At 55.9% G+C, this 25,274-nt stretch carries 27 protein-coding genes; 20 read left to right on the top strand and 7 right to left on the bottom strand.

The features are described 5' to 3' along the window. Positions 1-12 precede the first annotated feature (12 nt). Both marA and marR read right to left on the bottom strand, forming a co-directional pair. On the bottom strand, positions 13-393 hold the full coding sequence (marA, locus tag IM267_RS15170) for an MDR efflux pump AcrAB transcriptional activator MarA (protein ID WP_001303241.1): 381 nt from the start codon (positions 391-393) through the stop codon (positions 13-15). A 20-nt stretch (positions 394-413) separates the two neighbouring features. Next, entirely contained in the window at positions 414-848 is a 435-nt protein-coding gene (gene marR / locus IM267_RS15165; RefSeq protein WP_003857182.1) for a multiple antibiotic resistance transcriptional regulator MarR, read from the bottom strand. A 256-nt stretch (positions 849-1,104) separates the two neighbouring features. On the opposite strand from marR, the gene IM267_RS15160 reads away from it, so the two are divergent. Continuing rightward, a complete protein-coding gene (locus IM267_RS15160) occupies positions 1,105-1,770 on the top strand; it encodes a MarC family NAAT transporter (RefSeq protein WP_063866722.1) in 666 nt (221 codons plus the stop codon). Between the two features lie 45 nt (positions 1,771-1,815). Here the strand turns inward: IM267_RS15160 and IM267_RS15155 are convergent, their stop codons facing one another. Continuing rightward, positions 1,816-3,012 (bottom strand): sugar transporter, encoded by a 1,197-nt coding sequence (locus tag IM267_RS15155; protein WP_193033737.1) that lies wholly within the window; start codon positions 3,010-3,012, stop codon positions 1,816-1,818. A gap of 176 nt (positions 3,013-3,188) precedes the next feature. On the opposite strand from IM267_RS15155, the gene IM267_RS15150 reads away from it, so the two are divergent. After that, positions 3,189-3,977, top strand: coding sequence for a PhzF family phenazine biosynthesis protein (locus IM267_RS15150; protein WP_193033736.1), 789 nt, complete (start codon positions 3,189-3,191; stop codon positions 3,975-3,977). 24 nt (positions 3,978-4,001) lie between these two features. Beyond that, entirely contained in the window at positions 4,002-4,814 is an 813-nt protein-coding gene (locus IM267_RS15145; RefSeq protein WP_193033735.1) for a PhzF family phenazine biosynthesis protein, read from the top strand. 20 nt (positions 4,815-4,834) lie between these two features. On the opposite strand, the gene IM267_RS15140 is transcribed toward IM267_RS15145, so the two are convergent. After that, complete coding sequence (locus IM267_RS15140) at positions 4,835-5,713, bottom strand: LysR family transcriptional regulator (protein WP_193033734.1); 879 nt, start codon at positions 5,711-5,713, stop codon at positions 4,835-4,837. Positions 5,714-5,812: 99 nt separating this feature from the next. Between IM267_RS15140 and sad the strand changes: the two genes are divergently transcribed. The 8 genes from sad to IM267_RS15100 all read left to right on the top strand — a co-directional run bounded on the left by sad (position 5,813) and on the right by IM267_RS15100 (position 14,581). Next, the gene (gene sad / locus IM267_RS15135) at positions 5,813-7,195 is read left to right on the top strand and encodes a succinate-semialdehyde dehydrogenase (protein ID WP_193033733.1); all 1,383 of its coding nucleotides are present in this window, start codon (positions 5,813-5,815) and stop codon (positions 7,193-7,195) included. A gap of 127 nt (positions 7,196-7,322) precedes the next feature. After that, positions 7,323-8,912, top strand: a complete 1,590-nt coding sequence (locus IM267_RS15130) for a methyl-accepting chemotaxis protein (protein WP_193033732.1) — start codon at positions 7,323-7,325, stop codon at positions 8,910-8,912. 62 nt (positions 8,913-8,974) lie between these two features. After that, positions 8,975-9,901: a glutaminase B gene (gene glsB, locus IM267_RS15125; protein WP_063866715.1), complete on the top strand. Its 927-nt coding sequence runs from the start codon at positions 8,975-8,977 to the stop codon at positions 9,899-9,901. After that, positions 9,901-10,263 (top strand): DUF4186 domain-containing protein, encoded by a 363-nt coding sequence (locus IM267_RS15120; RefSeq protein WP_063451328.1) that lies wholly within the window; start codon positions 9,901-9,903, stop codon positions 10,261-10,263. The genes glsB and IM267_RS15120 overlap by 1 nt, the downstream gene beginning before the upstream one ends. A 58-nt stretch (positions 10,264-10,321) precedes the next feature. Further along, the gene (locus tag IM267_RS15115; protein WP_112792321.1) at positions 10,322-11,287 is read left to right on the top strand and encodes a diguanylate cyclase; all 966 of its coding nucleotides are present in this window, start codon (positions 10,322-10,324) and stop codon (positions 11,285-11,287) included. 82 nt (positions 11,288-11,369) lie between these two features. After that, entirely contained in the window at positions 11,370-11,897 is a 528-nt protein-coding gene (locus IM267_RS15110; protein WP_193033731.1) for a GNAT family N-acetyltransferase, read from the top strand. 117 nt (positions 11,898-12,014) lie between these two features. After that, positions 12,015-13,466 (top strand): tagaturonate reductase, encoded by a 1,452-nt coding sequence (locus tag IM267_RS15105; protein ID WP_193033730.1) that lies wholly within the window; start codon positions 12,015-12,017, stop codon positions 13,464-13,466. Positions 13,467-13,666: 200 nt separating this feature from the next. After that, the gene (locus IM267_RS15100) at positions 13,667-14,581 is read left to right on the top strand and encodes a bestrophin family protein (protein ID WP_063451324.1); all 915 of its coding nucleotides are present in this window, start codon (positions 13,667-13,669) and stop codon (positions 14,579-14,581) included. Here the strand turns inward: IM267_RS15100 and IM267_RS15095 are convergent. Beyond that, positions 14,569-15,117: a GNAT family N-acetyltransferase gene (locus IM267_RS15095; RefSeq protein WP_193033729.1), complete on the bottom strand. Its 549-nt coding sequence runs from the start codon at positions 15,115-15,117 to the stop codon at positions 14,569-14,571. The genes IM267_RS15100 and IM267_RS15095 overlap by 13 nt on opposite strands. 104 nt (positions 15,118-15,221) lie before the next feature. Between IM267_RS15095 and IM267_RS15090 the strand changes: the two genes are divergently transcribed. The 6 genes from IM267_RS15090 (at position 15,222) to IM267_RS15065 (ending at position 20,800) form a co-directional block, all read left to right on the top strand. Next, positions 15,222-15,830: a hypothetical protein gene (locus IM267_RS15090; protein WP_193033728.1), complete on the top strand. Its 609-nt coding sequence runs from the start codon at positions 15,222-15,224 to the stop codon at positions 15,828-15,830. Then, positions 15,827-16,267, top strand: coding sequence for a GNAT family N-acetyltransferase (locus IM267_RS15085; protein ID WP_193033727.1), 441 nt, complete (start codon positions 15,827-15,829; stop codon positions 16,265-16,267). Before IM267_RS15090 ends, IM267_RS15085 begins: the two co-directional genes overlap by 4 nt. Positions 16,268-16,401: 134 nt before the next feature. Then, a complete protein-coding gene (locus IM267_RS15080) occupies positions 16,402-17,397 on the top strand; it encodes an alpha/beta fold hydrolase (RefSeq protein ID WP_193033726.1) in 996 nt (331 codons plus the stop codon). 44 nt (positions 17,398-17,441) lie between these two features. Beyond that, positions 17,442-18,182, top strand: a complete 741-nt coding sequence (locus IM267_RS15075; RefSeq protein WP_102751189.1) for a response regulator — start codon at positions 17,442-17,444, stop codon at positions 18,180-18,182. Further along, the gene (locus tag IM267_RS15070; protein WP_193033725.1) at positions 18,179-19,474 is read left to right on the top strand and encodes an ATP-binding protein; all 1,296 of its coding nucleotides are present in this window, start codon (positions 18,179-18,181) and stop codon (positions 19,472-19,474) included. The genes IM267_RS15075 and IM267_RS15070 overlap by 4 nt, the downstream gene beginning before the upstream one ends. Positions 19,475-19,609: 135 nt before the next feature. Next, positions 19,610-20,800, top strand: a complete 1,191-nt coding sequence (locus IM267_RS15065; RefSeq protein ID WP_193033724.1) for a cytochrome c biogenesis protein/redoxin — start codon at positions 19,610-19,612, stop codon at positions 20,798-20,800. Positions 20,801-20,806: 6 nt separating this feature from the next. On the opposite strand, the gene tam is transcribed toward IM267_RS15065, so the two are convergent. Continuing rightward, positions 20,807-21,565: a trans-aconitate 2-methyltransferase gene (gene tam, locus IM267_RS15060; protein WP_193033723.1), complete on the bottom strand. Its 759-nt coding sequence runs from the start codon at positions 21,563-21,565 to the stop codon at positions 20,807-20,809. Between the two features lie 84 nt (positions 21,566-21,649). Next, entirely contained in the window at positions 21,650-22,234 is a 585-nt protein-coding gene (locus IM267_RS15055; protein ID WP_063866703.1) for a GDP-mannose pyrophosphatase, read from the bottom strand. An 86-nt stretch (positions 22,235-22,320) separates the two neighbouring features. Here IM267_RS15055 and IM267_RS15050 point away from each other — a divergent pair, with 86 nt between their 5' ends. The 3 genes from IM267_RS15050 (at position 22,321) to IM267_RS15040 (ending at position 25,230) form a co-directional block, all read left to right on the top strand. Continuing rightward, a complete protein-coding gene (locus IM267_RS15050; RefSeq protein WP_193033722.1) occupies positions 22,321-23,079 on the top strand; it encodes a DeoR/GlpR family DNA-binding transcription regulator in 759 nt (252 codons plus the stop codon). Positions 23,080-23,183: 104 nt separating this feature from the next. After that, positions 23,184-24,476, top strand: a complete 1,293-nt coding sequence (locus tag IM267_RS15045; RefSeq protein WP_193033721.1) for a glycoside hydrolase family 28 protein — start codon at positions 23,184-23,186, stop codon at positions 24,474-24,476. A gap of 91 nt (positions 24,477-24,567) precedes the next feature. Next, entirely contained in the window at positions 24,568-25,230 is a 663-nt protein-coding gene (locus tag IM267_RS15040) for an epoxyqueuosine reductase QueH (protein ID WP_370551741.1), read from the top strand. Positions 25,231-25,274 lie beyond the last annotated feature (44 nt).

Raw genomic sequence — 25,274 nt, 5'->3', positions numbered from 1 at the left:
AACAGGCGATGATTAACTGCAATGTTTTAGCGGATACAGATAACGGGACTCACCCGGCATACTGGTAATACGGTACTTATGAGGCGGCACGTCAAAGTAGTTCTTGAACGTACGCGTCAGGGTTTGCTGCGATTCAAAACCATAACGCTCCGCCAGATAAAGGATCGGCTCATTGCTTTCTTTCAGCTTCTGGGCAATCTCCGTCAGCTTGCGGCTGCGAATATATTGACCTAATGAATGACCGGTCTCTTTTTTGAACATCCGTTGCAGGTGCCATTTTGAGTAACCTGAACGCTCAGACACTTTTTCAAGAGAGAGCGGAGATTCCAGGTTATCTTCGATCCAGTCCAAAATGCTATGAATGGTGATAGCGTCAGTATTGCGTCTGGACATCGTCATACCTCTTTTTCTGTTTACGGCAGGATTTTCTTGAGTAAAAGCTCAAGCGTTGCCACTTCATCTGCCGTTAAGTTTTTTGTTAGTTCCTGGTGCAGTGTTTGTCCTACTAATTGATGACATTGCTCACACATGGCCGCGCCATCGCTGGTCAGTTTCACCAGTACGCCACGTTTGTCATTCGGGTTAGGGCTTCGTTCGACCCATCCTTTACAGACGAGACGATCCAGCATGCGGGTTAACGCACCCAGATCGACAGAGAGCACCTTTTTCAGCTCAACCGGCGTGATACACACTTCGCAGCGAATGGAACACAGCACTTTGAACTGTGTTGCGGTGATATCCAGCGGTGACAGGTAGTCATTGAGCAGGCGATCTTTTTTCTGGTTAACCATATGAATAAGACGACCCAGTGGGATTATGTCGTTAAAGAGGTCACTGGTGCTTTTCACAATGGTTGCCCTGGCAAGTAGTTTAGTCACGGCAGATATTATTGCTCAGGCAAGTATAAGTCAACTGAATGAATCAGCCGATGCCACGAATTGCTAAAACGCTTCAGGAACTTTTTCAGTACGCTTTTAAATCAGTTACATAATCTGAGGTTATTGGTTGCGCGGAACAATGAGAGTTACATTAGGCGGATGGCTCAGGACGAGGGTTTCCCCCTATAATTGCGGTGTTGAATAAGGATAAGGACTGCGGTGCACTATGTTGGATTTGATTAAGGCAGTGGGGCTTGGGCTGGTGGTGTTGCTGCCACTGGCGAACCCGTTAACGACGGTAGCACTCTTTCTGGGGCTGGCGGGGAACATGAACAGCGCGGAGCGCAATCAGCAGTCGATGATGGCCTCCGTATACGTTTTTGCCATCATGATGGTGGCTTATTATGCCGGGCAGCTGGTGATGAATACCTTCGGCATCTCCATTCCGGGCCTGCGTATTGCCGGCGGGCTGATCGTGGCCTTTATTGGTTTCCGGATGCTGTTCCCGGCGCAAAAAGCGCACGAATCGCCGGAAGCGAAAAGCAAATCGGAGGAGCTTGAAAGCGAACCGAGCGCCAATATCGCCTTTGTGCCGTTAGCCATGCCGAGCACGGCGGGGCCGGGGACAATTGCGATGATCATCAGTTCCGCCTCAACGGTGCGTGATGGTTCGACTTTCCCGGACTGGGTTATCACCGTTGCGCCGCCGCTCATTTTTGGGCTTATCGCCCTTATCGTCTGGGGATCGTTACGCAGTTCCGGGGCGATTATGCGCTGGGTAGGCAAGGGGGGGATTGAAGCTATCTCCCGTCTGATGGGCTTCCTGCTGGTCTGTATGGGCGTGCAGTTTATTATTAACGGCGTGCTGGAGATTGTGAAGACGTACCATTGAGAACAGTGCCGGGTGGCGGCTACGCCTTACCCGGCAAACTCAACGTCAACCGTGGCTGGTCTGTTCTTCCATCGCGACCGGCCATTTACGGAAGACCAGCACCGACCAGATCAGTGCGATCAGCGCCGGAACAGCCCCGAGATAGCCAATGGCTGACATCGACACATGCAGGCTGATCTGATTTCCAACCAGCGCACCGGCCCCAATTCCCAGATTAAAAATTCCGGAGAAGAGCGACATCGCCACGTCCGTGGCATCCGGTGCCAGCGCCAGCACTTTGACCTGCATTCCCAGACCGATAATCATGATCGCCACGCCCCAGAACAGGCTGAGGATCGCCAGATGGCTTTCGCTACCCGCCGCAGGCATCAGTAACAGCAGGCACGCCAGCAGCAGGCCAATCGCACCGCTTACAAGCGCAGACGCGTGTCGATTGCCCAGCTTCCCAAACAGGACACTGCCGATAATCCCCGCGCCGCCCAGGATCAGCAGCAGAACGGTAGCGAAGTTGGCGCTGAAGCCTGCGACAACCTGTACGAACGGCTCAATATAGCTATAGGCCGTATAGTGGGCAGTCACCACAATCACGGTCAGCAGATAGATGCTCATCAGCGCCGGACGACGCACCAGCAGCGGCAGACTTTTCAGCGAGCCGGAGTGTTCGCTCGGCAGTTTTGGCAGCAGTTTAACCAGACACACCAGCGTGATCAGCGCGCCCATGCCGATGGCAAAGAAGGTGGTGCGCCAGCCGAAGTATTGGCCCACGATACGCCCGATGGGCAGGCCTAACACCATCGCCAGCGCCGTTCCGGTGGCAATCAGGCTCAGCGCCTGGGCGCGTTTCCCCGCGGGCGCCAGACGAATGGCGAGCGACGCGGTGATCGACCAGAAAACGGCATGGGCAAACGCAATACCCGTGCGGCTGATGACCAGCACCGTAAAGTTCCATGCCATAAACGACAGCACATGGCTGGCAATGAACACCACAAACAGCCCAATCAGCAGCTTACGGCGTTCCATCTGGCTGGTCAGCAGCATAAACGGCAGCGACATCAGCGCCACGACCCATGCATAGATGGTCAGCATGATGCCTGCCTGTGCCGTCTCCATGTTGAAGCTGGCTGCGATGTCAGACAGCAGTCCAACCGGAACAAACTCCGTGGTGTTGAAAATAAACGCTGCGATGGCGAGCGTGACCACGCGTAGCCACGCGACCCTGCGGGAAACCGTGTGTGTTGTCATAGGGATATCTGGGATTCGTTGCCTGAAAGATGAGGTGACGATCTTAAAGCGTTAAACGGCGTAAACTCAACCGTTATGTGACGTGAATCACAAAATTTACCTTCATGCAGCGGTAGCGAGCGAGGGGGATTTCATTGAAGATAGAGAACAACACAACAATAACGGGCGGTAACTCGATGCAGGAGATTGATTTTTATCTGGTAGATGCGTTCAGCGCGTCCTCCTTTGGCGGCAACCCGGCGGCGGTATGCCCGCTGAAAGCGTGGCTGCCGGATGAGACGTTACTGCGTATGGCGCAACAGCATAACCAGTCGGAAACCGCGTTTTTTGTCTGCACCGAAGGGGGGATTGAGCTGCGCTGGTTCACCACGCTTACCGAGGTCAATCTCTGCGGTCACGCGACCCTTGCCGCAGCGTATGTTCTGTTCAACGAACTGGACTATCCGGATTCGCGCATTCATTTTGATACCGCTTCCGGCCGCCTGACCGTCAGCCGGGAGGGTGACTGGATGACGCTGGATTTCCCCGCCTGCCCGACGCAGGCGCAGATGCCGCCAGCGGAGATGCTCTCCGCGCTCGGTATCAGCCGCTATGTTGACGCCCGCATAGGCCGTGCATGGGTGCTGGTGCTGGAAAACCGCGAGCAGGTAGAAGCCGTTACACCGGACTTCTCCGCCATGTTGCCGGGCGTGCATAAGGTGGCTGTGACCGCCCGGGATGAAGGGGAGTATGACTTTGTCAGCCGTTTCTTTTCGCCGGGCGTGGCCGTGCCGGAAGATCCGGTCACCGGCTCCGCACACACCATGCTGATCCCATACTGGAGTGAGAAACTCGGTAAAACAAAGATGTTTGCGCGTCAGGTTTCTGCCCGCGGCGGGGACGTCCGCTGCGAACTTAAGGGCGACCGCGTGCTGATGGGCGGGCAGGCGTCACTGTATCTCAAGGGCACAGTTTTTCTGCGCTGACTAAATGGATAAGAGGAATAAACGATGCAGGAAATTGATTTTTATCTGGTAGATGCCTTCAGCGACAGGGCGTTCGGCGGCAACGCAGCGGCAGTGTGTCCGCTGGAGTCCTGGCTTGCGGACGAGACGTTGCTCAACATGGCGAAACAGCATAACCAGTCGGAGACGGCGTTCTTCGTGCGCACGGACGAAGGCTTTGAGCTGCGCTGGTTTACCACGCAGGATGAAATTAACCTGTGCGGCCACGCGACCCTGGCCGCCGCGCACGTTATTTTTGAATACCTGGACTATCCGCACACGGAGATTACCTTTAGCACGCGCTTCGTGGGGGATCTGACGGTAACTCGCAGCGGCGACTGGCTGACGCTGAATTTCCCGGCCTGGTCAACCGAGGCCGTCGACAACCCGCCGCCAGCGCTGTTCAGCGCGCTGGGTATTAGCGCGGCGAAAGAGGTGCGCGTCGGTCGTGACTATATGGTCGTGCTCGACAGCCAGCAGCAGGTGGAGGCCCTGACGCCGGACATCGCGGCGATGATCCCGCTGGGGAAAATGGTCTGCATCACGGCGCCGGGGGACGCGTATGATTTCGTCAGCCGCTTCTTCTGTCCGGGTGAAGGGGTGCCGGAAGAGCCGGTCACGGGCTCAACCCACAGCATGCTGATCCCGTACTGGAGCGAAAAGCTCGGTAAAACGCAGATGGTTGCCCGCCAGGTGTCCCGGCGCGGCGGCGATTTGCGCTGCGCGCTGGAGGGCGACCGCGTATTGATTGGCGGGCAGGCCACGCTGTATATGAAGGGAAAAGTTTACCTTCGCCTCCAGGATTACGGACAACGTTAATTGCCCGTACGCTGATGCTGTTATGCAGAAGTCGCCGATGGCTGACGTTCGTTCAGCAACGCGATAAATGCCTCGAGCTGGCGCGTCATCGCCCCGCGTCGCCACACCAGCCAGGTGGTGAGCCAGCGCCAGTTCTCCGCCAGCGGCCACGCCGCTACCTGGTGGTGCCCCGGCATGCTCTCCAGCATGGAGCGGGGCATCAGCGCAATGCCTGCTCCCGCAATCACGCAGGCGAGCATCCCGTGATAGGACTCCATTTCATGGATCCGTCCCGGCGTGACGCGGTCAGCATGAAACCAGCTCTCCAGATGACGCCGGTACGAGCAGTTGGCGCGAAAGGCGTAAACGTCGCTGCCGCTTACCTGCGCGGCTTTTGATACTTCCGCGTGTCCCGCAGGGGTGACCAGCATCATCTCTTCCCGGTAAACCGGCATGCCTTCCAGCTCCGGGTGCGAGAGCGGCCCGTCGACAAAGGCCGCGCTGAGCGTGCCCTCAAGCACGCCGTCAATCATCGTGCCGGAAGGCCCGGTAGACAGCGCAAACTGAATGCGCGGAAAGCGCTGGTTAAACAGCGCCAGGCTTTCCGGAATGCGCACGGCGGCGGTACTTTCCAGCGCGCCGAGGGAGAATAATCCCTGCGGTTCATCCCCGGCGACCACCATTCGGGCTTCGTCGACCAGCGCCAGGATCTGCTTGCTGTAACGTAAAAAATTGTGCCCGGCGGGGGAAAGCCGCAGGCGCTGATTCTCGCGAATAAACAGCTCCACCCCCAGATCTGCCTCAAGCTGACGGATGCGGGTGGTGAGGTTTGAAGGCACCCGGTGCACCTTCTGCGCCGCCTGGGTAATGCTGCCGGTCAGCGCGACGGCGTTAAACATCTCAAGCTGTGTTAAGTCCATACCATTCTCGATTCGTGAATAAGGTGGTGAGTATTATTCATTTTTAAGAAATACCAGAGTCGGCCACAATGAATCAACCGTTATTACGTGGAGAACATCATGACCTATTCATCTGCAACCCATGCTCTTTCTGTCAACCCGGCGACCGGCGAAACGCTGTCCGCCTGGCCGTGGGCAACGTCTCAGGACGTGGAGCGAGCCATTGCGCTGGCCGATGCCGGTTTTCGCCAGTGGCGACGCGAAGGCATAGCGCACCGGGCACAAAAACTTCGCGATCTGGGTACGGCGCTGCGCAGCCGTGCGGAAGAGATGGCGCAGACTATCTCCCGCGAGATGGGCAAGCCCATTGTCCAGGCGCGTGCGGAAGTGGCGAAATCAGCCAGCCTTTGCGACTGGTACGCCGAACACGGCCCGGCGATGTTGCGCGCGGAATCCACCCAGGTCGAAAATGCGGTAATTGAGTATCGTCCGCTGGGGCCGATCCTGGCGGTGATGCCATGGAACTTCCCGCTCTGGCAAGTGCTGCGCGGTGCGGTGCCGATCCTGCTGGCGGGGAACAGCTATCTGCTTAAACATGCGCCAAACGTGCTCGGCTCGGCGGACCTGATTGGGCAGGTGTTCGCGGATGCCGGCTTCCCGGAGGGTATCTTTGGCTGGGTAAACGCGACGAATGACGGCGTCAGCCAGGCGATTAACGATCGTCGTATTGCGGCGGTGACGGTGACCGGCAGCGTTCGGGCAGGCGCGGCGATTGGCGCGCAGGCAGGTGCGGCGCTGAAGAAATGCGTGCTGGAACTGGGTGGCTCCGATCCGTTTATCGTCCTGAACGATGCCGATCTGGATCTGGCCGTCAGCGCGGCCGTGGCCGGGCGTTATCAGAATACCGGGCAGGTTTGTGCGGCGGCGAAACGCTTTATCGTGGAAGCGGGCGTGGCAGAAGCCTTTACCCAACGCTTTGTAGACGCGGTTGCGGCGCTGAAGATGGGCGCACCGGATGAAGAAGAGCACTACATTGGCCCAATGGCGCGATTTGACCTTCGCGATGAACTGCATCAGCAGGTGCAGGCTACGCTGGCGGAAGGGGCGACCCTGCTGCTGGGCGGAGAGAAGATGTCCGGGACCGGTAACTATTACGCACCAACCGTACTCGGCGGCGTCACCCCGGAGATGACGGCCTTCCGTCAGGAGCTGTTTGGCCCGGTAGCGGCAATTACCGTTGCGAACGATGCGGCGCATGCCTTGCAGCTGGCTAACGACAGCGACTTTGGCTTATCTGCGACGGTCTTTGCCGCGAACGACGCGCAGGCTGAAACCTTCTCTCGCGAACTGGAGTGCGGCGGCGTGTTTATCAACGGCTACAGCGCCAGCGATGCGCGCGTCGCCTTTGGCGGCGTGAAGAAGAGTGGCTTCGGGCGAGAGCTTTCTCATTTCGGTCTGCACGAGTTCTGTAACGTTCAGACGGTCTGGAAGGATCGCGTGTAATGTTGTTGCCGGGTAGGGCAAGGCCGCTACCCGGCAGTTCATGTTTCCTGTCATTATTCTGCAATGGTTCTGTCATTTTCGTTTCGTAGACTCGCTCGCGTCTAACGTATTGTTACAGAAGAAAATTATGAACCTAACGCAAATTTTTCGCCGTCTTGCGCAGCGCATTATTCCCCGTCAGTTTGGCCTGCTGACCGGCATCTTTTGTATTATTGGCCTTTTCTCCGCTCTGCAACTCTCTTCCTCCTTCCTGCTGACCGCCTCCCTCAATGAAGCCCAGCGTAACGAACAGCGCAATCAACTGGCCTGGCAGCAGCAGAGTAAGCTGGATCAGGCACGCGTTTCCCTGCTGGCCGCCAGCGATCTGCTCAACCGCTCCGGCGTTTACTTTATGCAGGATAAAGAGACCGGCTCTGAAGGCAGCTGGCATAGCCTGATGGACGAAGCGCAAAAATCCCTGGCGGCGTCTCAGCAGGCATGGCAAGCCTGGCTCGCGCTTAATCCGCCGAAAGATGATGGGCTGGTTAACAGCTATCAGCTTTTCTTCAGCGCCATCAAAGAGCAGGCGGAAGGGCTGGTGAAAACCAACAGTATCGATCTCTTTTTTGCCGTACCTGCCCAGGCGTTTCAGACCGATTTTAATGACAACTTTGCGCGCTATCAGCAACGGAGCGAGAAGCAGGCGATACAGGGGCGTCAGTCGTTAATGGAACAACTCTCAGGCCTGCAACGGCTGTTCCTGTTTGCGCCGCTGGTGCTGCTCGCCATTGCCATTGCCGTCTGGTTCGGAATGGCGAAATGGGTGATATCTCCGCTACGCCGTCTGATTGCCCATATCAACCAGCTTGCGGCAGGGGACCTGTCGGGCACGCCGCCTGACGTTATGCGCTTTAACCGGGAAATCAGCCAGCTCAGCAACAGTATTACCGCCATGCAGCGCGGGCTACAGCAGCTGGTGACTCAGGTCAGCGAGGCCACCACCTCCATGGTTGAGAATATCGGGTCACTTGCGCAGGGAAATCAGAAGCTATATCAGCAGTCTACGCGTCAGGCAAAAGAGCTGGAGGAGGTAACGGCGCATATTGCCGACCTCGAAACCCACGTTGAGGGCAATACGGGTTATGCAAAGCTCGCCCGCTCGCGTGCCGATGAGGCCCGACAGGCTGCCGCCGGCGGGGAGCAAATGATGTCTGCGGTGAATGGCTCAATGCAGACGATCGTTGACCGATCCTCAGAAATGCGCGGGATCGTCGCAATGATCGACAGCGTGGCGTTTCAGACCAACATTCTGGCCCTTAACGCCGCCATTGAAGCCGCTCATGCGGGGGAACAGGGGCGCGGGTTTGCGGTGGTCGCCCGGGAAGTGGGGCTGCTGGCCCGAAAAAGCAGTCACTCCACGCAAACCATCCAGGCGCTGATCAACCACTCGCTTCAGGGCATTGAGGAAGGTTCTCAGGTGGTCAACCGTCTGGAGGATAATCTGCAACAGGTCACCGGGCTGGTGGCGAATCTGAGCAGCCTGCTGAACGATATTTCGCTGGCTACCCTGAATCAGGGGGAAAGTATCCATCAGATGACCCGTCAGCTTCAGGCGCTGAATCAGGTATCGCGTCAGACGGACGTGCTGGTCAGCGAAGCGTCGAAGGCCTCTGAACGCCTGCATCAGGCGTCCGATCTTTTGATGCAGGCCGTCTCGCGTTTTCGTCTCCCTGCCTGACGTGACGTATCAGCCTCTGTTATACTCGCAGCCCGTTTTAGCCTGAGGGCAAGGAGCAAAGTGTGGCTGCGGTCATCCATAATGAGATGCTGGACGAGATTCTGGCGCAGGTTCGTCCGTTACTGGGGCAGGGTAACGTTGCCGATTACATTCCCGCGCTGGCTTCAGTCAGCGGGAATAAGCTCGGCATCGCCATTTGTACTATCGACGGTCAGCGCTTTCAGGCGGGAGACGCGCTGGAGCGCTTTTCCATTCAGTCGATCTCAAAAGTGCTTAGCCTGGTTGCCGCCATGCGCCAGTATGACGAGCAGGAGATCTGGCAGCGGGTGGGCAAAGATCCGTCCGGTCAGCCGTTCAACTCCCTTCTTCAGCTCGAAATAGAGCAGGGTAAGCCGCGTAACCCGTTTATTAATGCCGGAGCGCTGGTGGTGTGCGATATGCTGCAAAGCCGGCTGAGCGCGCCGCGGCAAAGAATGCTGGAAATTGTGCGTCAGCTTTCCGGCGTACAGGACATTGCCTACGATCCGGTGGTGGCGCGCTCCGAGTTTGAACACTCCGCCCGTAACGCCGCCATTGCCTGGCTGATGAAGTCCTTCGGCAATTTTCATAATGACGTCGCTACGGTGCTGCAAAACTATTTCCATTACTGCGCGCTGAAGATGAACTGTGTCGAGCTGGCGCAGACTTTCCTTTTTCTGGCGCATCAGGGCCATGCCCCGCATTTGGCCGAGGACGTCGTCTCTCCGATGCAGGCCCGGCAAATTAACGCCTTGATGGCAACCAGCGGCATGTATCAGAACGCCGGGGAGTTTGCCTGGCGCGTGGGGCTGCCGGCTAAATCTGGCGTTGGCGGTGGGGTTGTGGCAATTGTCCCCCACGAGATGGCGATTGCCGTCTGGAGCCCGGAACTGGACGAGACCGGCAATTCACTGGCGGGCGTGGCGGCGCTGGAACAGCTGACCAAACGTCTGGGACGGTCCGTCTACTGATGTCTACGCTCGATCCTTTATTTGCGCGCCTGGCTCGCTCTACGTTCCGTTCGCGTTTTCGTTTAGGTACCAAAGAGCGGCAATACTGCTGGGATAAGGGCGTTGAGACTATCGATCGGCATGCGGCCGATTTTGTATCCGCGCGGCTGGCACCTGCACACCCGGTGAATGACGGTAAGCAGACGCCGATGCGCGGCCATCCGGTCTTTATCGCCCAGCATGCCACGGCAACCTGCTGTCGGGGCTGTCTGGCTAAGTGGCACGCTATCCCGCAGGGCGTCCCGCTCAATGCGCAGCAACAACAGTATATCGTCAACGTGATCCATCATTGGCTGGTCATTGAGGTAAATCGTGCCTCATGAACTGACAATGTCTCTGTTTAAGCTACGCTTTTACTAATGCTCAGCGTCAGGAGACGTTATGAAAGCACCTTTAGTTCCCGTTAATGAAGCGGAGCGCCTGATTGCTCTGCGCGAGTCCGGTCTGCTCGAGATCGACAATAATCCCGCGTTTGATCGTCTGACACGGCTGGCATCACGCTTTTTCAGGGTGCCGCTGGCGATGATAACGCTGGTGGATGACAACGCCGTCATCGTGAAGTCTGCCGAGGGCAAAGTGCCCGTCAGCCAGCCTCGCGATCTCTCGTTCTGTGGCCATACGATTCTGGGTGATGCCCCGCTGGTGGTGAGTGACACGCTGCTGGACGAACGCTTTGCGGATAATCCGCAGGTGGTGGTAGAGGGCGGCATACGCTTTTATGCCGGTTTTCCGCTGCGTTTACGCGACGGGGCGTGCGTAGGATCGCTGTGCATTATTGATTACGTACCGCGCGAGTTTACGGCGGCGGATTCCGCCGTGCTGGCCGATCTCAGCGCGCTGGCAGAAGATGAATTTGCCGCAGTCAGCGCGGCCACGACCGATGAGCTTACGGGGTTGTTCAACCGTCGCGGGTTTAATCAGTTTGCGCATTTTGCCCTGTCGGTTGCGCGGCGTCGGGCAGAGCCGTTAACGCTTGGCTGGCTGGATCTTGACCATTTCAAAACCATTAACGATCGCTTCGGCCATCAGGAGGGCGACAAAGCCCTGAAAGCGATGGCTAACCTGATGCGTTCCTCCTTCCGCGAGGCCGATCTACTGGTACGTTTCGGCGGAGATGAGTTCGCGGTGCTGTTTGCGGACACCGATGAGCCAGGCGCCTGGATCGCCATGCAGTATCTCGTCGAACAAACGGAAAAGTACAACGCGCGCCAGCTGCATCCCTGGTCGTTACAGTTCTCCTGGGGGCTGAGCGAGTTCGATCATCACCGGAACGATATGCAGGCGTGGTTAAAACAGGCGGATACGCAGATGTACGCCATGAAGCAGCAACATCACCGCGAAAAATGACATAACGAAATCCTATGTCATCGCTTGTTGCGTTACAAAAATGTTAATAGCAAAGTGGAGAGATTCAATCTAAGGACGCGCTATGAACTCTCCCATGCTGATTAAACCTCTTTCCCGGCAGGACATTCTTACCCACCTCGATGACCTGATCGATATTCTTGTCAACTGCGTTAACGGCGGTGCCTCCGTCAGTTTTATGCTGCCTTTTACTGCTGAGAAGGCGCGTACGTTCTGGCTCGGCGTTGCGGACAGCGCCGGGCGCGGCGAACGAACCCTCCTGGGCTGTTTCGATGAAGAGCAAGGCATAATAGGAACGGTACAGCTCATCACCGATCAGCCTGAAAACCAGCCGCACCGCGCAGACGTCGCAAAACTTCTGGTTCACGAGAAGGCGCGTCGTAAAGGGGTAGCCATGGCGCTGATGGAAGCGCTGGAGGCGGTTGCGCGTGAAAAAGTGCTGACGGTGCTGGTGCTTGATACCTCGACCGGCAGCGGCGCGGAGACGTTTTACCAGCGTGCAGGGTGGCAAAAGGTGGGGGAGATCCCACGCTACGCGTTGATGCCGAACGGCGATATGGCGGCGACCTCGGTGTTCTATAAATTTTTGTGATTATTTCCCGCCATTGCGTCATGAGTTGATCCAGACAGGGGTTCTGGTTGTGAAGTTTTGATAAGTTATTACACCAATCTTATCAGGCTGTATGACTAATCATAAAGGACCTCCATTGTGAACACACTCAACCGTCGTGATTTCCCCGGTGCGCGCTACCCTGAACGTATCATTCAGTTCGGCGAAGGTAACTTCCTGCGCGCGTTCGTTGACTGGCAAATCGACCTTTTGAACGAGCACACCGATCTCAACTCAGGTGTGGTGATTGTTCGGCCGATCCAGAGCGATTTTCCTCCGTCGCTGAGTACTCAGGATGGTCTGTATACCACGATTATTCGGGGTCTGAACGAGCAGGGGGAAGCGGTAAGCGATGCGCGTCTTATTCGCTCTGTGAACCGTGAAATCAGCGTCTACAGCCAGTACGATGAATTTCTGGCGCTCGCCCATAATCCGGACATGCGGTTTGTCTTCTCCAACACCACGGAAGCGGGCATCAGCTATCACGCGGGCGATAAGTTTGACGATGCGCCTGCTGCCAGCTATCCGGCCAAGCTGACGCGTCTGCTGTTCGAACGTTTTACCCACTTCAACGGGGCTGGGGATAAAGGCTGGATCATCATTCCTTGCGAACTCATTGACTACAACGGCGAAGCCCTGCGTGAACTGGTGCTGCGTTATGCGCAGGAGTGGGCGCTGCCGGCGGCGTTCATTGCCTGGCTGAACGACGCGAACACCTTCTGCTCGACGCTGGTTGACCGCATTGTTACCGGCTACCCGCGTGATGAGGTGGCGGAGCTTGAAGCCGGGCTGGGCTATCACGACGGTTTCCTGGACACCGCTGAACATTTCTATCTGTTTGTTATTCAGGGGCCAAAATCGCTTGCAGCCGAACTGCGCCTGGATAAATACCCGCTCAACGTCCTGATTGTTGACGATATCAAACCGTATAAAGAGCGTAAGGTGGCGATCCTCAACGGCGCGCACACGGCGCTGGTGCCGGTTGCTTATCAGGCCGGACTGGATACGGTAGGGGAAGCCATGAACGACGCGGAGATTTGCGCGTTCGTTGAAAAGGCTATCTATGAAGAGATTATTCCGGTACTGGATCTGCCGCGCGACGAGCTGCAATCCTTCGCCCGTGCCGTAACGGGGCGCTTCCGTAATCCGTACATTAAGCACCAGCTGCTGTCGATTGCCTTAAACGGGATGACGAAATACCGCACCCGCATTCTGCCGCAGCTGCTGGCAGGGCAGAAGACGACCGGCAAACTGCCCGCACGACTCACATTTGCCCTTGCGGCGCTGATTGCCTTCTACCGTGCCGAACGCAACGGTGAGCGTTATCCGGTGCAGGACGATGCGCACTGGCTGGAGCGGTATCAGCAGCTGTGGACGCAACATCACGACAAGCAGATTACTACGCACGATCTGGTGTCGTCGGTGTTAAGCGTGAGCGAGCACTGGGAGCAGGACCTGACACAGGTGAATGGACTGGTAGAACAGGTTGCGCAGGATCTGGATGCGATTTTAAGCAAAGGGATGCGCGATGCGGTGAAACCGCTCTGCTAATCAGACTGCCCGGCGTTTGCCGGGTTTTTTTAGCAACCCTTTTAGTTACAACATACTATTGATTCTCTTTTTTAAATCACATGCATCACCGTGCGGTTTAGGCTAATCAAGTGAGAAAATGCAATGAGTTGTTAACATGCTTGCAACCGTGACGGGGATCACGTTTAATAGCCGCGCTCTTTACTTTTCAGAAGCTGATTATGATTGTTCGTCCTCAACAGCACTGGCTGCAACTGATTTTTGTCTGGCATGGTTCGGTACTACCCAAAATTTATACCCGACTGCTGCTTAACTTCCTGCTTTCCATCGCCGTGATTGTCATGCTGCCGTGGTATACCTCGCTGGGCATCCGGTTTACCGTCGCGCCATTCAGCATTCTGGGCGTGGCTATCGCTATCTTCCTTGGCTTTCGGAACAACGCCTGCTATTCGCGCTACGTTGAGGCTCGTCTGCTTTGGGGGCAGTTGATGATAGCGGCGCGCTCGCTGTTTCGCGAGGTAAAAAACACCTTACCGGATGATAAACATCTCGGAGAGTTTGTCCGCCTGCAAATCGCCTTTGCTAACTGTCTGCGCATGACTCTGCGCAAAGAAATCAATGCCGAGCGGCTTTCTCGCTATCTGTCTCCGGACGATTTACGTAAGGTGATGGACGCCAACTCCCCGGCGAACCGTATCCTGCTGATTATGGGGGAGTGGCTGGCCGTACGTCGGCGTAGCGGGCATCTCTCAGACATCCTGTTTCACAGCCTGAACAACCGCCTGAACGATATGTCCATCGTGCTGGCCGGCTGCGAGCGCATCGCCAATACGCCCGTCCCGTTTGCCTATACGCTGATCCTGCACCGGACGGTGTATCTGTTCTGCATCATGCTGCCGTTTGCGCTGGTTGTTGATCTGCATTACATGACGCCGTTCGTCTCCGCGCTGATTTCGTACACCTTTATCTCGCTGGATACCCTGGCGGAAGAGCTGGAAGATCCGTTTGGGACTGAAGATAACGACCTGCCGCTGGACGCCATCTGCAACATGATGGAGCGCGATCTGTTGCAGATGAACGATGAAGAGAACATCCCTGAAAGACTAATGCCGGATAAGCATTATCAGCTGACCTGACGGGCATTCCACTCGTCGCGGGTGATTTCCCACAGTTCCGAGTCCAGCATGCCGCTGACGTAGGCTTTTTTCTCTGTCCTGATGAGCCGCATGCCGCTGCTGTCTGAAATACGTCGGGAGCGGCTATTGGTAGCCGCTTTCGGCGCACGTAGCACCGGTTTGTTAAGCGTATTGAACCAATAATCCGTGGCCGCAATACTCGCCTCCCGCATATATCCCTGACCCTGAAATTCCGGCGAGAGCCAGAAGCCCCGGTTGTTGTCTTCCACGTCGTACAGGCAAATTAATCCCATCAGTTCATCAGGCGCTTCGCGACGGCGAATCGTCCAGAACCACGCTTTACCTTTGGCCATATCGGGCAGCGCAACGTTGTTGACATAGCTTTCAGCCCCGTCGTCCGGATAGGGCCAGGGAACGGAGGCCACCATATAGCGAACAATTTCCCAGCGTGGATAACGCTGCTGGATCTGAACGGCATCGGCGGCAACGAGGGGTTTAAGCAATAGGCGTGCTGTCGTCAGCGTGGGTATCGTCATCCGGTGTTCTCCATGTTTGAGCGTTATGCTTTTGTTTGGGTTCTGGTATTTTCAGTTCCGTTCTACTGTACTTTAAATACTATCCAGTCACTGGCGGTTTTTTGATGAAAATTTTGCCTTTGTTAACCGGACACGTTTCTTATGAACTCCTGCAACACGGGAAACGGATTGAGGACGCTATCGCCCGTCATGACGATGTGTTATTAGACCATTCTACGCCTGAACTGGAGCGCTATTTCTCACGCCCGCTTAGTGAGCTGCCACGGCAAAATGCTTATCCAGTAGCGATATTATTACCACTTTTTCTGATTATTTTTGCGTTGAACTTGCTGCCATTTCTCCGGTTGGTATCAAGTATTTCGCCATCGCTACATGCACTCAGTTTTTTTGTCCCATCGTTAACCATACTTATCTTCCTGATGCTCGCCAGTACACGCCTCGCTCGCGGATACACTTCAGGACTAACAGGATTTTTAGCGCTTTTCATTCTCCTGTTCACATTAACGGTTCTGCAATGGCTTCACTATCTGACCGTTTCTGACGCCAGTAGCTGGCAGCTGATTATTGCAACGATCGCTCTGGTATTCAGCCGCATGGTGTTAAACAGTCGAGGCTTTGTGCTGTTCACGCTATTTTGTCGGTCGAAGCGTCTTGCCACGCTGGCTCGCATCATGCGTTTAAAAAGCAGTAAGGATAATGTGAGGAACACATGACGCTCACCGTACGCCCGTTACGCGCAGAAGATTACCCACAGTGGCGACCGCTGTGGGATGGCTATACCCATTTTTATGACTGCTACCTTGACGAGCCCGTCACCGCAGCGACATGGGAAAGGGCGCTGTCAGGCTCATCATCCCTGTTTTGCCGGGTCGTGGAGAAAGACGGCAACGTCATCGGCTTCGCCATGTGTGTCCTGCATGAAGGAACCTGGTCAACCGCGCCGGTTTGCTATCTGGAAGATCTGTTTGTTAATGCTGCCGAACGTGGCGCAGGGGCAGGCAAAGCCCTCATCGATGCCCTGATCGATGAGGGCAAGCGGGAAGGGTGGTCAAAACTTTACTGGGTCACCCGAGCAAACAATCCGGCGCGTAAACTCTATGACCACTATGGTGAAGCCGACGATTACGTCCGTTACCGAATCACCCTTTAACCCGATTTGTATCACACTGTATCTGCGCCTGAGAGACATACACGGGTATGCAATAAAACCGCATCCGCACACATCCCCTATACAAACCCATGGTGTTATATCTCCGTCAACTGAACTCACCCGGAGATAACATCATGCTTAACAAACTCGCCTATTCAGCAGTCGCATTGACCGTTTCGCTTGGCACCGTAATGTCCTGTCAGGCAGAAGCGATGGGTAAGAATTACTCGTCGGCTTTTAACCAGGTAAAACAAATTAACGCCGGCGATCTGAACGTCGGTTATGTCGATATCGGGCCGAAAGACGGGCAACCGGTGATCCTGCTGCATGGCTGGCCGTACGATATTCACAGCTACGCGGAAGTTGCCCCCGCGCTGGCCGCGAAGGGGTATCGTGTCATCGTACCGTCCCTGCGCGGTTACGGCACCACGCGATTTATTTCTGATAAAACACCGCGTAACGGCCAGCCTTCAGCAATGGCGAAAGACATCGTCAACCTGATGGACGCCCTGAATATCAAACAGGCGGTGTTTGCCGGTTATGACTGGGGTGCACGTACGGCGGATATCGTTGCGGCGCTTTGGCCGGAGCGCGTGAAATCGCTGGTCTCGGTGAGCGGCTACCTGATAAGCAGTCAGGCAATTGGTCAACAACCTTTACCGCCGAAAGCGGAGGTGCAGTGGTGGTATCAGTTCTACTTCGCCACGCCGCGCGGTGCTGAAGGCTATGCTAAAAATACGCACGATTTTGCCCGCCTGATCTGGTCCCAGGCTTCGCCTGACTGGACATTCAGCGATGCCACCTTCAATACCAGCGCCAAATCCCTCGATAATCCGGACCACGTTGCCGTCACGCTCAGTAATTACCGCTGGCGTCTGGGGCTGGAGAAGGGTGAGCAGAAATATGACGCCTATGAACAAAAGCTCGCCGCGCTGCCGAATATTACGGTGCCGACCATCACCATCGAGGGCGGTAACAACGGAGCTCCACATCCGGCACCAGCGGCCTATGCCGGAAAATTTACCGGGAGATATGAGCACCGCACCTTTGGCGCTAAGGTTGGCCACAACCCGCCGCAGGAAGATCCGCAGGACTTTGTTAAAGCGGTTGTCGACGCGGATAAGCTCTGACATGTGCTATTTTCAATCCGTTACCTCTTAATCAGGAGCCTGCGGTGGAGCATATTGATCGCATCCTTGTCGTCGATGACGACAGGGATATTCGTGAACTGATTGTCGATTACCTCGTGAAATCCGGTTATCACGCCTCTGGCGCGGCGAACGGGAAAGAGATGCGCGTGATGCTCGACAAACAGCATATCGACCTGGTGGTGCTGGACGTGATGATGCCCGGCGATGACGGTCTGACGCTGTGTCGACAGCTACGCAGCAGTAGGCATAAGGATCTGCCGATCCTGATGCTTACCGCGCGCAACGAGGACACGGACCGGATCCTGGGGCTGGAGATGGGCGCAGACGATTACGTGGTAAAACCGTTTGTGGCCCGCGAACTGTTGGCGCGCATCAAAGCCATCCTGCGTCGGTTTCGCACCATGCCGCCTAATCTTCAGGTGACCGAGGCAGGGCGCCTGGTGGTGTTCGGCGAATGGCAGCTGGATACCGTAGCGCGTCATCTGATCGATAATGAAGGGATGATCGTGGCGCTCAGCGGGGCAGAATACCGGCTCCTGCGCGTGTTCCTCGATCATCCTCAGCGGGTGTTAACCCGTGACCAACTGCTGAACCTGACGCAGGGACGCGATGCCGAACTGTTTGAGCGTTCGATTGACCTTCTGGTGAGCCGCGTGCGGCAGCGCCTGAATGAGGATGCCCGCACGCCGGCCTACATAAAAACCGTACGCAGTGAAGGCTACGTGTTTACCATGCCGGTGACCATCGTTGAGGCCAATGAATGACGCTGTGGCCCAAAACATTACTGGCCCGGCTGCTGATCATTGTGCTGCTTGGGCTATTGCTGGCTAACGCACTCAGCCTGACGCTGGTCATGGTGGAGCGTATGCACAGCGCGCGCACGGTTATGCTGGGCAATCTTGAGAATGACGTTGCCACCAGCGTGGCCATTCTCGACCGGCTTCCCGCGAAAGAGCGCCCGCAGTGGCTGGAACGGCTCAGCCGGGGGAATTATCGTTACATCCTTGGCCCCGGGGAAGCAGGCGCCGCGCCAGCGGATAAACGCTCGCGGGACGCGGTTCGTACCCTGAAAGCGACGCTTTCTGCCCAATATCCGCTCCAGTTCACGGCGGTTCCGGGGCCGATTTCCCATATTCAGGCCCATCTGACGCTCCGCGACGGGGCACCGCTCACCATCGATCTGATCCCGCGTATGCCGCCCGTCGCCAGCTGGTTACCCGTGGTGCTGGTTCTTCAGCTGTTACTTGTCGCGCTTTGCTCCTGGATTGCCGTGCGCCAGGTTGTCCGGCCGTTCCTGCAATTCACGCGTGCGGTTGATTCGCTCGATCCTGCGGCCCATTCACCCATGACAGAAAAAGGACCGATTGAGGTGCGTCAGGCGGCGCATGCCTTTAATGCGATGCAGTCGAGGATACAGACGTATCTGCGTGAACGCGCGCAAATTCTGGCGTCCATTTCTCACGATCTCCAGACGCCCATCACGCGCATGAAGCTGCGGGTCGAAATGGCGGATCGGCCCGAGCTGCGCGATAAGTTGATGAGTGACCTCGATAATATGTCGCGCCTGGTGCGGGAGGGTATTGCCTATGCCCGTTCATCAGAATCCCTTGAAGAGCCCACCCTGAAACTGGAACTGAATGCGTGGATTAACAGCATCGCCAGTGATTATCAGGACATCGGTAAAAACGTGCAGTTTCATGCACCCGCTACGCGTCTGCCGATCGTTACCCGCCCGCAGGCCTTGCGTCGGGTGATGACCAATCTGCTGGATAATGCGCTGAAGTTTGGCGATAGCGCGGTAATAGACATTGATGCAGATGAAAATCAGGTGGCAATCCGCATTCTGGATAACGGTCCTGGTATTCCTGAGGCTGAACTGGAGGCCGTGTTACAACCGTTTTATCGGGTTGAAACGTCGCGGAATCGAGACACGGGCGGCACCGGATTAGGCCTCGCGATTGCCGCGCAGCTCACCGCCCAGCTTGACGGGAAACTGCATCTTGCAAACCGTAACGAGGGCGGGCTGGCCGTCAGCGTGACCCTTCCGCGCGGTTAATTGTACCCCTGTGTATCTGCACGCCGCGCCGATACACGGGCAGACGAAATGCAGCTTTTAGCACACAGCCTGAACACATTCTTACGGTGAAATGACCTCACTGCACCTTCGCAGTAACGGTATTGTGAGGTCCTTATGTTTCTGATAATTGCTTTTTTGGGCGGCATGATTAGTCTGCTCAGCCCGTGTACGCTTCCCGTCATTCCTCTGCTGTTCGCCGGTTTCCAGGGGCAGCGCAAACACATTCTGGCGCTACTAGGGGGGATGATTGTGATGTTTACGTGGGTGGCGATGGTGGTCACGGTTGCCAGCGAGTGGATCGCCGACGCTACCGTTATCGCCCGCTGGATTGCGCTTCTGGTGCTGGGCATCGCCGCACTGGCCCTCATTTTCCCCCAGTTCGCACAACGGATTGCCAGCCCGGCGGTCAGCGTCGGGAACGTGCTGAACACCCGCAGCGCACAGACGCGCGGCATGTTGTCGGCATTTCTGGCAGGGCTGGCCGTAGGACTCCTGTGGTCTCCCTGTGCCGGACCGATTCTCGGGGCAATTTTCAGCATCAATATTGCGGGTCACTCGGCCATTGCAACCGGCGCGCTGTTAGCCGCTTACGGCGGAGGATGCGCGCTGATGCTGGGGCTGCTTGTCATCGGAGGGCGTAAGCTGATCACCCCTCTGAGGGCAAAATCCGTGTTGATGGCGCGTCTGCGTCAGGGCGCAGGGGTAATGATGTTAGCCGCCGTGGCCTTTAACGCCTCCGGAATGAGTTCGTCGCTGAAAGGAGCCAACGGCATTGCCGACCGTCTGGAAAACGCCCTGTTAAGGCTTGCGCAACCAGCCTCCACGCAGGTGAAACTGCAACCTGTGGCTGACGCGGTGCCGAACAGCCAGCTGCCGTCGCTGGACGGCGGCACGGGCTGGATAAACGGTGACCCTGTCACGTCTGCATCCCTGCGGGGGAAAGTGGTGCTTATCGATTTCTGGACGTGGGACTGCATTAACTGCCAGCACACGCTCCCGCACGTACGTGACTGGGCGAAGAAATACCAGTCTGAAGGCCTGGTGGTGATTGGCGTTCACACCCCGGAATATCCATGGGAAAAGCCGTTATCATCGGTGAAAAACGCGGTCAACAAATGGCAGCTGCCGTACCGCGTCGTGACGGATAATAACTATAAAATCTGGAGCGCGTTCGGAAACCAGTACTGGCCGGCGCATTACTTTTTCGATGCGAAAGGGCAACTGCGTTACACCTCGTTCGGCGAAGGTCACTACGACAAGCAGGAGGCCGTTATACAACAGCTGCTCAAGGAGGCGCGTTCCTGATTCGGCTCAGGGTGCCCGCTGAGCAACCATAAACAGGCGTGGAAAGGCCAGCAGTATCTGCCCGTTCTCCTGGAGCGGATACTGCTCTACCAGCCGTTCATGATAGCGTTTCAGAAAGTTTTTCTGCTCGCTCTCGTTGAGATCCTGCAACCACGGCCTTAACCCCGTTGCGCTGACCCAGTCAATGATCGCCTGATGAGAGCTCATCTGATGGAAGTAGGTGGTGCGCCAGATATCCACGTCGCATCCCGCTTCCGTCAAAATATCGTAGTAGGCATGGATGCCCGGCAACGGCTCGCGGCCACGATCGGGGTAGCCCTGTTCCCCGGCGACTTCACGCATCAGGGCGTGCGTCGGCTCAAGCCAGTTGTCGGGCATTTGCACCGCCAGCACGCCGTTTAGCTGAAGCAGTGAAACCAGATGTGGCAGAAGGTGATAATGGTCCGGGATCCATTGCAGGGAGGCGTTGGCGTAGATCAGGCTAAGAGGCTGTTCAGGTTTGTAGTGACGAATATCCGCTTCAACAAACTGACAGTCTGGCAGAGCCTGTCGGGCTTCATCCAGCATAGCCGGGGAGTTATCCACGCCGGCGATCTGCGCTGTAGGCCAACGCTGTTTCAGCAGCGCCGTGCTGTTACCCGGCCCGCAGCCCAAATCCACGGCAGTCGTTACGTCAGCAAGCGGCACCCGGGCGAGTAACTCAGCGGCGGGACGCGTGCGCTCTGCGCTGTACTGAAGATAAAGACAGGGATCCCAGTCGGCCATTTTCGCATCTCCATGTTGAGGTGTTCAGCAAGAATAGCACAGGCAGAAACCTGCGCCGCGGCAGGTATCTGGATAACCGTGAGATTATAAAATGCCTTTCAGGGCTACGTGATAAAGCAGCATGATGGTTTTACCGTCGACAATCTGGCCGTTCTCAATGCCCCGTAGCGCGTCGTCCAGCGTCATTTCCAGCACGTCGATATCTTCCCCCTCGGCCTTAACGCCGCCGCCCGCGCTGGCCCGATCCTGCGGATGATATTCCGCCAGATAGAAGTAGAGCTTTTCGGTAACGGAGCCCGGGCTCATGTAGGCCTCAAAAACTTTCTCAACGCGCGTCACCTTAAACCCGGTTTCTTCTTCCGCTTCGGCCTTAATCCGGCTTTCAGGATCCAGGTTATCAAGCAACCCCGCAGCTGCCTCAATGAGATCCTCTTCGTGGCCATTGATAAACACCGGGAAACGGAACTGACGCGTCAGAATGACGGTTTTGCTGTCGCGATTATAGAGCAGGATCGTCGCGCCATTCCCGCGGTCATACACTTCACGCTCTTGCCGCTGCCAGTCACCATCGCTGCGCTGGAGGTCAAAAGTGTATTTTTTCAGGTTATACCAGTTATCGGACAACGTTTCGCTAGTGATAATGCGTATATCTGCACGTTTTGATTGCACGTTTAGCTCTCCTCTCGTAGAGTAAACATCATAAGCAGCACTATCGTGCAAAAACAAGCTGTATCGTGCAATATCAGGAATAAAAAATGCTCACCAGTCAGCGTAAACAGTTAATCCTTGAAAAGCTGGAGGCGGAAGGCCAGGTTCAGTCTACTGCGCTTAGCCTCTTATTTTCGGTATCAGAGGACACTATTCGCCGGGATTTACGCGAACTGGCGGCAGAAGGGCGTTTGCAGCGTGTCCACGGCGGCGCGCTTCCGGCATCTTCAGCGATTGCGCCTTTTGCCGAGCGCCAGTCCGTTAAAATGGATGCCAAGAAACGCGTGGCCCGTCGGGGCGCGCAGCTCATTTCGCCGGGGCAGGTGGTGATTGTCGATGGCGGGACAACCACCTCAGAACTGATCACGTTTTTACCGCCAGATCTACGGATTACCGTGGTGACGCACAGCCCGGGTATCGCATTGGGGCTGGTCGACCATCCGAGCATAGAAGTGATTCTGATTGGCGGCCGATTGTATAAACATTCCATCGTCACGGTCGGCGCGGCCGCTATTGAAGGCATCAACAATATTCATGCAGATCTGTTCTTCATGGGCGTCACCGGCGTTCATCCCGAGGCCGGGCTGACTACAGGAGATTATGAGGAAGCATGCATCAAACGTGCATTTTCCGGCAGAGCGGCGGAAACGGTAGTACTGGCCTCGCCGGAAAAGATCAATACGGCCTCGGCGTTTGTGATTGGCGATTTGTCGCTGGTCAATACGCTGGTCGTTGAGGACACAACGGATGAACGCTGGGTCAACGCCATGAAAGAAAAGGGCATTGCGGTGATCGCAAGCCAGTAAATATCCGTTTTTTTGCCAGCCTGACTGCGGGGCTGTCAAACAGACAAAGGTTATGCGTCACGCTGATTCTTAGACTAACGCTTTCATTCTTTTAAGGACAACCTATGAAAGCGATCTCCATTCTGGCCTTCGGCGCGGACCCAACCGCGCAACGCCTGTCAACTTCCGCCATTCAGCAAGCCATCAATACCGCGCAACGCAACGACGTCATCGTTATCCCGCAAGGCCATTTTCTGACCGGAGCACTGTTCCTGAAAAGTGGAGTATCGCTTCGTCTGGACGCCGGCGCTCGGCTTATGGGAAGCCAGGATTTAGCAGATTACCCGCTGATTGATACCCGGGTAGCCGGCATTGAAATGCGCTGGCCGGCAGGCATCATTAATATTATCAACTGTGAAAATGTCAGCATTACCGGTACGGGCACGATAGACGGGCAGGGTGCAGTCTGGTGGCAACGCTTCTGGGGCGAGGACGAGCACAGCGGAATGGTTGGTGACTACAGCGCCAGAGGGTTGCGCTGGGTGGTTGATTACGACTGTCAGCGCCCGCGCAATGTTCTGGTTTATGAAAGCCAGACCATTTTGCTGCGTGACTTCACCAGTCGGGAGTCAGGATTCTGGAACATGCACCTCTGTTATTCGCACCATATCGCGGTTGAGGGCGTGCAGATTAGCAATTCTGCGGGGCCGAGCACCGACGGAATTGACATCGACTCCTGTGAACAGGTGCGGGTTGAAGGCTGCATCGTTTCCTGCAATGACGACAATATCTGCATCAAATCAGGACGGGGTCGCGAAGCGGCGCAAAAAGCACGTCCCGCGCGGGATATAGTGATTCGCGGCTGTACGCTGAATAAGGGGTCCGGGATCACCCTTGGGAGCGAAACCTCAGGCGGCATTGAACGCGTCCTGATCGAAAATAATGCGTTTAACGGTACGGGCGTTGGATTTCGCATTAAGTCTGCCCGTAACCGAGGCGGGTTCATTCGGGATATTACCGTACAGAATTTACGACTTACGGACGTACGCTTTCCCGTTCTGATCCAGCTGAACTGGTTCCCGCAGTACAGCTATGGCGATCAGGACAATCTATCTGAAAAACCAGAACACTGGCGCAAGCTGGCTGAGGGCGTCGAGGGAAAAGCCGGACTTACTGCGGTCAGCCACTTGACGCTTAAAAATATCGTGGCTCGGCGATCCGCCAATACCATTTTTTCACGCGCATTTTTCATCGAAGGGTATCCGGAGCGTCCGTTATCCGGGCTCGTGCTGGAAGGTATTACGATTGATGCCACCGAGTTCGGTAAGATTTCGGGCGTTGACGGGCTGCACTTTAACGATGTCCATGTCACGGCAAGGGAGGCCACGCGGGACAGCAATGATGTTTATGAGCGTTGAGAGCACAAAACTCATCGCATTTTTTAAAGCAATCTTTTCGATGCTACACTGTCCGCCACCATAAATTTCCTGAATCAAATAACTGATGGCTATGACTAATTTTGAACGTCCGAAACTACAGCTTCCAAACGGCGCAGATAAACTGTTGTTGCACTCGTGTTGCGCCCCTTGTTCCGGTGAGGTCATGGAGGCCATTCAGGCGTCGGGTATTGATTACACCATTTTCTTTTACAATCCGAATATTCATCCGCAGAAAGAATATCTCATCCGCAAGGAGGAGAATATTCGTTTCGCTGAGAAACATGGCGTGCCATTTGTCGATGCAGATTACGATACCGATAACTGGTTTGAGCGCGCCAAAGGTATGGAGTGGGAGTCTGAGCGCGGCGTTCGGTGCACCATGTGCTTTGATATGCGCTTTGAGCGCACAGCGCTGTATGCCGCTGAAAATGGCTTCAGCGTGATCAGCAGCTCGCTCGGAATTTCCCGCTGGAAAAATATGCAGCAGATTAACGACTGCGGACAGCGCGCCGCCGCGCATTATCCGGGAATGGTGTACTGGGATTACAACTGGCGTAAGCAGGGAGGATCGTCGCGCATGATTGAGATCAGCAAGCGCGAACAGTTTTATCAGCAGGAGTACTGTGGCTGCGTTTATTCACTGCGTGATACTAACATGCACCGTAAATCACAAGGCAGGCCGCTCATTAAACTCGGTAAACTTTACTACGGTAAGGAAGATGAAGGTCAATAGTATGAGAGACGCCTGGAACCGCACCAGATTTTGCGCCATGGTGT

It is taken from the genome of Enterobacter cloacae complex sp. P15RS, assembly GCF_014895905.1.
Taxonomy (GTDB): Bacteria; Pseudomonadota; Gammaproteobacteria; order Enterobacterales; family Enterobacteriaceae; genus Enterobacter; species Enterobacter quasihormaechei.
This window is presented reverse-complemented; position numbering and strand designations above follow the sequence as displayed.